General features: G+C 67.1%; 9 protein-coding genes. 6 read left to right on the top strand and 3 right to left on the bottom strand.

Going from position 1 to position 10,920, the window contains the following annotated elements:
- The first annotated feature begins 101 nt into the window (after nt 1–101).
- Nucleotides 102–1,226 (top strand): DUF1648 domain-containing protein, encoded by a 1,125-nt coding sequence (locus GPA_RS04450; RefSeq protein ID WP_015539069.1) that lies wholly within the window; start codon nt 102–104, stop codon nt 1,224–1,226.
- A 51-nt stretch (nt 1,227–1,277) separates the two neighbouring features.
- Here the strand turns inward: GPA_RS04450 and GPA_RS04445 are convergent, their stop codons facing one another.
- Complete coding sequence (locus tag GPA_RS04445) at nt 1,278–3,278, bottom strand: cation:proton antiporter (protein ID WP_041239077.1); 2,001 nt, start codon at nt 3,276–3,278, stop codon at nt 1,278–1,280.
- 158 nt (nt 3,279–3,436) lie between these two features.
- Here GPA_RS04445 and GPA_RS04440 point away from each other — a divergent pair, with 158 nt between their 5' ends.
- Nucleotides 3,437–5,281, top strand: coding sequence for an ABC-F family ATP-binding cassette domain-containing protein (locus tag GPA_RS04440; RefSeq protein WP_015539067.1), 1,845 nt, complete (start codon nt 3,437–3,439; stop codon nt 5,279–5,281).
- Nucleotides 5,282–5,331: 50 nt separating this feature from the next.
- Here GPA_RS04440 and GPA_RS04435 read toward each other — a convergent pair whose 3' ends face one another.
- Complete coding sequence (locus GPA_RS04435) at nt 5,332–6,486, bottom strand: helix-turn-helix domain-containing protein (RefSeq protein WP_015539066.1); 1,155 nt, start codon at nt 6,484–6,486, stop codon at nt 5,332–5,334.
- 335 nt (nt 6,487–6,821) lie between these two features.
- On the opposite strand from GPA_RS04435, the gene GPA_RS04430 reads away from it, so the two are divergent.
- The 4 genes from GPA_RS04430 (at nt 6,822) to GPA_RS04415 (ending at nt 9,842) form a co-directional block, all read left to right on the top strand.
- The gene (locus GPA_RS04430) at nt 6,822–8,009 is read left to right on the top strand and encodes a winged helix DNA-binding domain-containing protein (protein WP_015539065.1); all 1,188 of its coding nucleotides are present in this window, start codon (nt 6,822–6,824) and stop codon (nt 8,007–8,009) included.
- 233 nt (nt 8,010–8,242) lie between these two features.
- A complete protein-coding gene (locus tag GPA_RS04425; protein ID WP_015539064.1) occupies nt 8,243–9,034 on the top strand; it encodes an HAD family hydrolase in 792 nt (263 codons plus the stop codon).
- A gap of 81 nt (nt 9,035–9,115) precedes the next feature.
- Nucleotides 9,116–9,418 carry a type II toxin-antitoxin system RelB/DinJ family antitoxin gene (locus GPA_RS04420; RefSeq protein WP_015539063.1) on the top strand — a complete coding sequence of 101 codons (303 nt, stop codon included), beginning with the start codon at nt 9,116–9,118 and terminating at the stop codon, nt 9,416–9,418.
- Nucleotides 9,399–9,842: a type II toxin-antitoxin system VapC family toxin gene (locus GPA_RS04415; RefSeq protein WP_015539062.1), complete on the top strand. Its 444-nt coding sequence runs from the start codon at nt 9,399–9,401 to the stop codon at nt 9,840–9,842. The genes GPA_RS04420 and GPA_RS04415 overlap by 20 nt, the downstream gene beginning before the upstream one ends.
- A 27-nt stretch (nt 9,843–9,869) precedes the next feature.
- Here GPA_RS04415 and GPA_RS04410 read toward each other — a convergent pair.
- Nucleotides 9,870–10,920: cation:dicarboxylate symporter family transporter (locus tag GPA_RS04410; protein WP_041239074.1), on the bottom strand; the 1,051-nt coding region annotated here is incomplete at its 5' end.

The raw sequence follows: 10,920 nt of genomic DNA, 5'->3' as shown, positions 1-10,920 counted from the left end.
CTCTGTGCCATCCACCCAGGCTGCGCGGGCGGCCGGAGCCGGCAGGCTTCCCATCGAGGCCGGCTTCGCCCCTGCTTGCGGAAAGGACGCGTGACGCGCCCATGGAGGGAAACGCAACCGAGTTCGCTGCGACGATGCTCGCCTTCACCGTCGCGCTCGTCCCCTTGACGGGCATCATGACCATCGTAACGCCGTTCCTCATGAGGCGCGGCGAGGTGTTCGCCGTCACCGTGCCCGACACGGCGGCGCACGACCCCTACCTGCGTCGACTCAAGCGGCGTTACGCCCTGCTCATGGCCACGCTCACCGCCGTCCTCACCGCGGTAGGCGCTTTTGGGGCGTTCACGGGCGATGCCGGTTTGGCGTTGGCCGTGCTGTGCGTGGGCATGCTGCTGCTGTGCATCGGGAGCTACGGCCTCATGCTGTATTTCCGGTCAAAGGTGCGGTCCTACAAGAAGGAGCAGGGTTGGCAGGCCAGCGCACGGGAGTCGGTGGCCGTGGTGGGCGACGCGCCCGTGCCGCGCGCGGTCTCGCTCAAGTGGAACCTGCTGTACCTGCCCGTCATTGCCGTGACGCTGGCCATCGGCGCCGTTGGGTACGCGCAGATGCCCGACTTGATCCCGCAGCACATGAACTTTCAGGGCGAGGTGACGGAGTACATGGAGAAAACCCCGTTCACCATACTCGTTCCTGCGCTCATCGTGGCGTTCGTAGCGGCCTGCATGGCGTTTGCGCACTGGACCATCCTGCGCTCGAAGAGGCCGTCGAACCCATCCGCACCTGCCACCTCGGCGCTGGCCTACGGCATGTTCGCCCGTGCCCAGAGCATCTTGCTGGTGGCAGGCGGCCTGGCTCTCAGCGTGTTGGGTCCCGTCATGGAGCTGTCGTTTATCGGCGTGATAGGGTTGGAGCAGGCAGGCGTGTTCGTGGTGGCCTTGGCGCTGGTGATAGTGGTGGGCTCCATCGTTGTCAGCCTGGTTTACGGTCAGGGGGGCTCTCGCGTGTTCTCGCGCATGGCCGCTTCCGAAAGGCTGCTGGCCGACGATGACGAACATTGGAAGCTGGGTGTGTTCTACTACAATCCCGACGACGCCAGCCTGTTTCTACCCGAGCGCTTCGGCATCGGTTGGACCATGAACTGGGCCCGTCCTGCCGTCTGGGCCATCATGCTCGCCGGCCTCGTGCTGACGGTGGCGTTCGTCGCGGCAGTGATGACGCTGATGTAGGAAGCGGGACGGGGCGTTTGGCCGGGGAGGGCGGCGCTCCGTCCGGCGCTCCTACAAATTGTCTTCCAGGTCCATCTGCATGAGGGCCACGTTCTCGCGCAGGCGCTTGTACGAGGCGCGGGGCAGCGATCCGTCCTCGTAGCTTGACTGGATGGCCTCGAGCTCGAGCCGCAGGCCCGCGCGCTTGATGTCCGCCGCCTTGTCCACCGAGGTGGCGAGCGCGGTGATGGAAGGGTTCGCGGCGCGTGCCGTCTGCACGAGGCGCTGGTATTCCAGCAAGAGCGCGCTCAAATGCTCGGCAGGCTCCTCGGACGTCGGGGAGGCCAGCTCCGCCTGCAACTTCTCAATGACGTGCTCGTTGCTGCGCACGCGGAGGTCGCGCTCGGCCAGGACGCGCTCGGTAAGGTCGTCGCCGGGCAGCGCCTCAACGAGCCGGTGCCAGCCCGCATGCGCGAGCGTGCGCAGGCGCAGGTAGACGATCTGCAGCGATATGCGGTCGGCATGGTGCTTCAGCAGGTTCTCCGTGCGCGAGAGGCGCTTGAGGTACCGGTATCCTGCCAGCTCGTCGACCTCCTCGCGCTCCAGCAGGTCGAGCACGAAGTCGTGTTCCCATCGGTTCGCCCGAAGGCGCAGCGGGGTCATGGACTCGTTCGTCACGTCGCCCTTGTTCTTCAAATGCGCGATGCGCTCGTTGTAGGCGCGTATGACCATCTGGGTGGCAGCGCGGTTCTCGCTGGTCTGGCGCGCGGCCAGCTCTTCCACCACCGAGCGGAGCATCTCGATGCTGGCCTGCTCCTCGTCGAACCGCTCCACGTCTTCGGGCTCCTTCTTCGGGGCTATGAGCGGCACCACGAAGGTGGCCAGCAGCATGGTGACCACGATCACGCCGCACGCCAGGAACAGCAGCAGCTCACGTTGGGGGATGGAGAAGGGGATGGTGAACGCCACGGCCAGCGTGATGGTGCCCTTCGGCCCGGCCAGGGTCATGATGGCCGTGGACCGCAGCTCGTCGAGGGTCATGCGGCCGGTGCGCTGCCGGTGGAGCCGTTCCATGGCGAACACCCACACGAAGCGGACGGCGAGCATGAGCGCCGTGATGCCCAGGATGTAGCCGATGAGCACGCCGTTGTCGATGGTGACGTTCTCCCAGGTGCGCTGCATGGCGCGGGGGAGCTGCGTGCCCAGGAGCACGAAGACGATGCCGTTGAGGGCGAAGGCCAGCACGCGCCAGACGCTCGTCGACACGATGTTCATGCGCGACACGGACGGCCCGATGGTGCGCGGCGACACGACGTTCAGGATGCCGGCCGCCACTACGGCGATGATGCCGCTCGTGCCCAGGGCGTTGGCCACGAGGTACACGATGAACGGCACGAACACCTCGAACAGCACGTGGAACGTCGTGTTCTCGAGCCCCCACGACCGCACGCGCCGCACGATGAAGTTGCCCAGGTAGCCCAGCGCCACGCCCACGAGGATGCCGCCCAGGAAGGCGAAGAAGAAGTTCGCGGTGGCGCCAACGAGCGAGAACGTGCCCGTGACGGCGGCGGCGATGGCGAACTGGAACGACACGATGCCCGAGGCGTCGTTGATGATGGACTCGCTTTCCAGGATGTTGCGGGACCGCGCGGGAATCTTCACCTGCTTGGCCAGCGAGGCCACCGACACGGCGTCCGTCGGCCCGAGCGCCGCGCCCAGGGCGAACGCCGCGGCCAGCGGGATGGAGGGCACCAGCCATTTGACGGCGAATCCCACGATGAGCGCCGAGGCGATGACCAGCCCCACGGCCAGCGACAGCACGGGGCGCTTGTTCTCCCAGAGCGCCTGCTTGTTGAGGTTCTTGGCCTCGTCGTACAGAAGCGGGGCTATGAGCAGGACCAGGAACAGGTTCGGGTCGAGGTCGATGTTGATCTGCGTGCCCATCACCACGGCGATGGCCAGGCCCAGCCCGATCTGGATGAGGGGTGACGACACCTTGGGCACGAGCTGGTCGATGACGGACGAGAGCAGCACCGTTGCCAGCATCAGCAGGGAGAGTTCGAGGAGTTCCACGAAAACGCCTCCTTCGGAAATGTTCGGGGGCTTGGTCCTATTGTAACGTAACCGTTGGTTGAGGCCGCCGGCGTCCGTGCAGTTTTGCGAATGGGAACGCCGCACCCGCGCTGTTTCGCTATCATGGGGAGCGAACGTTGGCGAAGAAGGATGGACACATGGCGTTTCTGCTGGGTTGCGAGAAGGTGCGGGTGGAATTCCCCACGAAGACGGTGTTCGACAGCGTGTCGCTGGGCGTGGAGGAGGGCGACCGCATTGGCATCGTGGGCCGCAACGGCGACGGGAAGTCCACGTTGCTCGCCCTGCTGGCCGGCACCCTGGAGCCCGACGACGGGCGCGTGCTGAAGAACGGCACGGTGCACGTGGGCGTGCTGGGGCAGGCCGATGCGCTCGCCGACGACGACACCGTGGAGCGCGCCGTGGTGGGCGATCTGCCCGAGTACCAGTGGGCGGGCGACGCGCGCGTGCGCGACATCATCGCGGGGCTGGCCGCGGACATCCCCTGGGACGCGCGCGTGGGCACGCTCTCGGGCGGGCAGCGGCGGCGGGTGGACCTCGCGCGGCTGCTCATCGGCGACTGGGACGTGCTGGCGCTCGACGAGCCCACGAACCACCTGGACGTGCGCGCCATCACGTGGCTGGCGGGGCACTTGAAGGCGCGCTGGAAGCAGGGCGCGGGCGCGCTTCTGGTGGTGACGCACGACCGCTGGTTCCTCGACGAGGTGTGCACGCGCATGTGGGAGGTGCACGACCGCGTGGTCGACCCGTTCGAGGGCGGGTTCTCGGCCTACATCATGCAGCGCGTGGAGCGCGACCGGCTGGCGGCGCTGGCCGAGCAGAAGCGCCAGAACGACCTGCGCCGGGAGCTGGCCTGGCTCTCGCGCGGGGCGCGGGCGCGCGCGACGAAGCCGAAGTTCCACGTGGCCTTGGCGCAGGAGCTCATCGCCGACGTGCCGCCCCTGCGCAACGAGCTGGAGCTCAAGCGTATGGCCATGGCGCGCCTGGGCAAGCAGGTGGTGGACTTGGAGCACATGACCGTGCGCTTCGACGGCGAGGACGGCCCCGGCCGCACCGTGCTGGACGACGTGGACTGGATCATCGGCCCGGGTGACCGCTACGGCATCGTGGGCGCGAACGGCGCGGGCAAGACCACGCTTCTACGGGTGATCCAGGGTTTGCAGAAGCCGAGCGCCGGTCTGGTGAAGATAGGGAAGACGGTGCGTTTCGCCGTGCTGTCGCAGCACTTGGACGACCTGGCGCGCTTCGGCGACGACCGCGTGCGGCAGGTGGTGGGCCGCTACAGCCGCCGCACGATGCTGGACGGCAAGGAGGTGACGCCCGGCCAGCTGCTGGAGAAGCTGGGCTTCACGCGTGCCGATCTGAACGAGCCGGTAAGCGACCTGTCGGGCGGTCAGAAGCGCCGGCTGGCGCTCATGCTCATCCTGCTGGACGAGCCGAACGTGCTCATCCTCGACGAGCCGGGCAACGACCTGGACACCGACATGCTGGCCTCGGTGGAGGACCTGCTGGACGGCTGGCCGGGCACGCTGCTTTTGGTCACGCACGACCGCTACCTCATGGAGCGCGTGACCGACCACCAGTTCGCCATCTTGGACGGGAAGGTGCGCCACCTGCCGGGAGGCGTGGACGAGTATTTGAGGTTGTCCGACGCTTCCCCCTCTTCCATGGCGGCCGGCAATCCCGCACGTCAACGACCTGCGCATGCCGCCGATTCGGGCTTATCTGGGACAGAAGCATCCCCCGAAAGCTCCCGCCTCTCCGGCGGCGAGATCCGCACGCTGCGCAAGCTCATGCAGTCGAACGAGCGCAAGACGGAGACGCTCAACGGGAGGATCGAGGACGTGCGCGCGCAGATGGCCGCTGCCGATCCCACCGACTTCAGTGCGCTCGGCGACTTCCAAGCCCAGATCAACGACTTGCAAGCGCAGATCGACGCTCTCGAGGAAGAATGGCTTGAAGCCGCCGAGAAGCTAGGAGAGTAGGGCGCTGCGGGCGCCGAACCCGCAGCTGCCCGCGCAAGCGTCCGCTGCGACTACTTCCAGGCCGGCCGGTCGGGACTGCTTTCCTGCTGCTCGGGGCCGCGGGCCCAGGGGTCTTCCTTGGCATCGCTCTGCGCGTACTTCAGCCAGGCGTCCTCCTGCTTGGCCTCGGCTATCCAGTCGTCCGGCGACTTGAAGGCCACGCTGCCCACCAGGCACACGATGCCGCACAGGATACCGCCCACGGCGAACGCGATCCAGCTGACCGCGAACCCGCCCTGGCCCGAGCGTATGGCCTCCTTCAGCGCGAACTTGTCGATGCCGTCCCAGCCGCCGATCTGGTTGAACAGCGGCACGAAGCCCCACACCAGGAACACGATCAAGGCCAGCAGCATGATAACGCCGCAGGCCACGCCCATGATGCGTTCTGCACGCACCTGCTCGGGCGACTTGACCACAGCCGTGGACGGCAAGTCGGCCCCCAGCTCGCGGCGGTGCCCGATGTAGGTGAGCTCGGACAGGTCGTACTTCGACTTCTGCAGGCAGGCCCACATGATGAGGCCCACGCCCAGGGCGATGGTGAGCATGAACGGCAACAGCAGCAGCTCTTCCAGATGTACGCCGCCTACCAGCGCGTAGGCATCGTCGGGCGAAGCACCCACGAGGAAGATCACGGCCAGCAGAATGAGACCCACGCCGCCCGCGATCATGAGGGGGAAGCGGCGGCCGAAGCGGTCCAGCACGTCGGCGGGGTAGCGCGGCTCGATGGAGGGGTTGCGGCGCTTGAACTCGCCGTGGTTGAGCGCACCCATGATGAGCACCATGACCCCCACCACGACGAACGCCAAGAACACGGCCGCCTGGAAGTTGTCGCCGAATACGTCCACCGCCTCGATGACCGACTGCACGCCCACGCCCGCCAAGATAAACGCCACGCCCGCCACCATGGACAGGCTGTGGCGGTTCATGTGGTGGTCGTAGCGCTCGGTATCGCCCTTGTTCGCCACGTGCACGCTGCCGCGCATGAGATCGTCGAGGTTCGTGTGGAACAGGTCGCAGAGCGCCAGCAGCTTGTCCATCTCGGGATAGTTCGTGCCGGCCTCCCATTTGCTGACGGTCTGGCGCGACACGCCCAGCTGCTCGGCAAGGCCCTCCTGTGTCACGCCGTAATGCTGGCGCAGGTAGACGAGGTTGTCGGCGAAGCTCATGATAGGTTCCTTTCGTTATCGGTAAGCATCATACCCGAACGCGACGGTGCCATGGCTGCGATGCGCGAGCTCGCCGGCCGGCTTGCTTGCAGGCGTGCGGAATAGGTCGCCCCGCGTTCTCCCGCCCCTCCGTTTCGGTGCCCCCATAGTGCCGTTGCGGGGCCGCCCGCTCCACCACCTTGAGGGTGCGTTTCGCTTTTTTTCGCGCACGCTGAGGTTGCGGAAGCCAATGATCTGCGGTTTTATATTTCGGCAGGACAAGCGGCATCTGATTTGGTAAGGTGCGTTGGAGTCGCGCGAGCGAGTGCGGGAAGCGGGGGCGAAAGGAGCGTCGCATGGCGGAGCTGGAGCTGGACGCGCGGCAGGTGCGAAACTTCAGGCTGCAGGCGCACCATCTGGACGCGTTCTACGGCCGCGACGACGCGCTTGCGGCGGTGGGCGCCTGTGGTATGCAGAACTCGCCTCCTGGCGCGTGGGAGGCCGCGCTCTTCAACCGCGTGCCCGCGTGCGGGGCGGCTGACCGCGACCGCATGCTGCTGGAGGAGCGGACGCTTCTGCAGGCGTGGAGCTTCCGCGGCGCGCCCATGGTGTTCCCGACGGCCGACGGCGCCGCGTTCCTGTCGGCGCTCGCAGCGGAAGGCGACGAGCCCTGGATATACACGCGCGGCATCGGCCTGGCGCTCGACTTCCTAGGCGTGGGGTTCGACGAGCTGCTTGCCCTGCTTGAGCAGGTCATGCCCCGGCTGGACGGACGGGCGGTGGTAGGCAAGGCGGCGCTCGACCAAACCCTGGCCGCGTGGATGGAGCCGCTGCTGCCTGCGCGGAAGCGCTCCTTGTGGAACGAGCCGTCGATGTACGGCAGCCCCGACAAGCAGACGGTGGGCGGCGCGGCCGTGTCCTTCCTGCTGCGTCCCTGCTCCTTCAAGGGCCTGGTGGTGTTCGGCGCGCGGGAGGGAACGAGCCCTGCGTTCTCATCGTTTCGCACCTGGCTCGGCCGTCCCCTGGAGCCTGATCCGGAGGCGGCTCGCAAGCTGGTGCGGAAGTTCCTCCACTGCTACGGGCCGACCGCGCCCGGTGGGCTGGCCGCGTGGCTGGGATGCTCCGGCGCCCAGGCGCGCCGCTTGTGGAGGGCGGCCTCGGACGAGATGGAGCCGGTGAGGTTTCTGGGCAAGAAAGCGTACGTCCTGTCCGCCGACCGGGAGCGACTGATGGCTTCCGAGCCGCCGCAACGCGAGCTGTTGCTGCTGGCCGCGCACGATCCCTACCTCGACCAGCGCGACCGCGCCGTTCTGCAGCCGGACAAGGCGCTGCAGCGCCGGATATGGCGCACGGTGGCCAATCCGGGCGCCATCGTGCGCCGCGGCAAGGTGGCGGGCACGTGGACCGCCAAGAAGAAGGGGGCCGGCCTTGAAGTGAGGGCGGACTGGTGGGACAACGCCGTCGGCGAGCAGCAGGTGCGCGCCCTCGCCGAGCAGTACGCTGCCTTCCGCGGCCTCGAGCTGGCAGGATTCGAAAGGGGCTGACGCCCAGAGGCGCCCCATGCGAAGCCAGGCCGTGCCGCGGGGCTGCCTGCCGGCTGCCCAGTTGTCGGCTTGTTCAAATTCCTGCAAAGTATCGGTGGAGAGACGGTACGGGGCGGAGGCGGGCCGTACAATGACCGGGAAAGCGGAGGCTGCGGGGCGAACGGCCCGGACGGTGCGGCTCCGCCCGCAGGCCGCCGCCCGCGTGGCCGCACCCCAACGAAGGAGGAGGCATCATGCTCAAGCTCATCGCCAGCGATATGGACGGCACCATGCTCGACGCGAACGAGTGCGTGCCCGACGGCACGTACGAGCTCATCCTGCGCCTGCGGGAGGAGGGCGTGCGGTTCGCGGCCACGTCGGGCCGGCGCTTCGATACGCTGTGCGAGCTGTTCGAGCCCATCGTGGACTGCATGGACTTCGTGGCGTCGAACGGCGCGCAGGTCATCGTGGAGGGAGAGCTGGTCGACCTGGAGGTGTTCTCGCACGCCGCCGTGAAACGGCTGGCGCGCGTGGTGGACCTCTTCGACACCATGCACCTGGCGCTGTTCGACGAGACGCGCAGCTACCTCTTGGATGACGAGGCGCGGTTCGAGCGCGAGGTGGACAAGAACCTGCCGAATCCCGTGCGCGTTTACGCGGTGCCGTCGCCCCAGGTGAGCATCTTGAAGGCCTCGGTGTACTGCGACGAGGACGTCATGGACATGGCCTATATCCTGTCGCGCGAGCTGGACGACGACTTCGTGTTCGCTCCGTCCGGCCGCAAATGGATCGACGTCATGCAGCGCGGCGTGAGCAAGGCCACCGGCGTGAGCCAGGTTCTCGACGCCCACGGCATACGGGCCGACGAGATGATGGCGTTCGGCGACTCCATGAACGACTACGAGATCCTGCGCATGGCCGGCATGAGTGTGGCCATGGGCAACGCGCGCTACGCCATCAAGCAGATAGCCGACCGCGTGATCGGCACGAACGTCGACCAAAGCGTGCAGGCCGAGCTACGGAGGATGCTGGGGGAGCGGGGCTGAGGGAGTGGCGCTGCTCCATCTTGCCGTTCCCCTTCGGTTCTGCTAGAATGTATTACAAGTAATACCTAAGGAGGTGACGGCATGGGAGAGAAGGGTTTGGAATCGGTTCTGACCGTTCGCTTGGATCGCAAGGTGAAGGAGCAGGGGGCGGCGGTCATGCAGCGTTACGGCTACACGCCCTCATCGGCCGTGCGCCGCTTCTTCGACTACGCGGTGAAGCACGATGCGCTTCCCTTCGAGCAGCAGGACAAGCCGAACCGGGACGAGATCAAGCGCCGCATTGCGGCGTTCGACGCCTGCCACACCAAGCGCTCGTCGGGCATGACGGACGAGGAGATACGCGACGCACGGTTGAGGGACCGCTATGGACTTGGTGCTCGATAACAACATTGTGATCGACCATATCGACCGCCGCGAGCCGTTCTACGAGCTGTCGCGCCGGGTGTGCCTGCTGGGGGTGGTGGGCGAGGCCAACACGTACATCAGCGTCAACATGCTCACCGATATCTACTACCTTCTGCGCAAAGACTACGGAAGCCAGGGCGCGCAGGACCTTATCGAGAACAACTTGTCGTTTCTCCAGCTCATCGGCATATCGGCCGAAGATGCGCAGAAGGCGCTTGCTGCGCGGTGGGGCGATTTCGAGGACTGCCTGGTGGCGCGGTGCGCGGAGAAGATCAAGGCCGACTACATCGTCACGCGCAACGTGAAGGACTTCCGCTCGTCGTCCGTCGAGGCCGTCACCCCCGAAGAGCTGTTCGACCGGTTGGAGAAGCAAGGGTTCGTGTACGAGGAGGTTGACTGGTAAGGCGCTGGCCCTTTCGCCTCCCTTCGCCTACAACCCCGCGTGGCCGTCGCTGCTCACGCGTGCCTCGGGGTCGCGCAGCACTGAGCGGTCGAGGGCGCCCACCGCGTTCGATGCGGTGACGCCGGCCACCATGGAATCGCTCACGTTGAGCGCGGTGCGGCCCATGTCGATGAGCGGCTCCACCGAGGCCAGAAGCCCCACGATCTCGATGGGCAGCCCCATGGTGCCCAGCACGATGAGCGAGGCGAACGTCGCGCCGCCGCCCACGCCTGCCACGCCGAACGAGCTGATCACCACCACGGCTACGAGCCCTGCCACGAACGTGGGCGAGAACACGTCGATGCCCACGGTGGGCGCGATGATGGTGGCGAGCATGGCGGGGTAGATGCCCGCGCACCCGTTCTGCCCGATGGACATGCCGAAGCTGGCGGCGAAGTTGGCCGTGGCCTCGTCCACGCCCAGGGCGCGCGTCTGCGTCTCGATGTTGAGCGGCACCGCGCCCGCGCTCGAGCGCGCCACGAACGCGAAGCTGAGCACGGGGAACGCCTTGCGCACGTAGGCGAGCGGGCTCACGCGGTTCCCCAGCAGGACGAGGCAGTGCACCAGGAACATGAGCACGAGCGCCCCGTAGGACACGGCCACGAACTTACCCAGGTCGAGCACCGCCGCGTAGTCGCTCGTGGCCATGACGTGCGCGATGAGCGCGAGCACGCCGTAGGGAGTGAGGGCGAGCACCATCGCCACGATGCGCATGACGATGCCGTACAGGCTGTCCACGAGCCGCTTGAAGAAGTCGGCCTGGTCGCACGCGGCGGCGGTTGCGGCGGGGGAGACGTCGGCCGCGCCTTCGCCGCGTGCGCGAAGCCTGAGGTAGGCCACGCCCACGATGGCGGCGAAGATGACCGCGGCGATGGTGGACGTGGAGCGCGAGCCGGCCAGGTCGGCGAACACGTTCATCGGGATGAACGAGAGGATCATCTGCGGCAGCGTGAGGTTCGCCACCTGCTGCTGGTCGGCCTGCAGCGCCTCGAGGCTCGCGGCGCTCGCGCCCGCTCCCGCATCGGTGAAGCTCGCGCCC

The sequence above is a fragment of the Gordonibacter pamelaeae 7-10-1-b genome (assembly GCF_000210055.1).
GTDB lineage: Bacteria > Actinomycetota > Coriobacteriia > Coriobacteriales > Eggerthellaceae > Gordonibacter > Gordonibacter pamelaeae.
The sequence above is the reverse complement of the archived record's forward strand: the minus strand, read 5'-3'. Positions and strand labels throughout refer to the sequence as shown.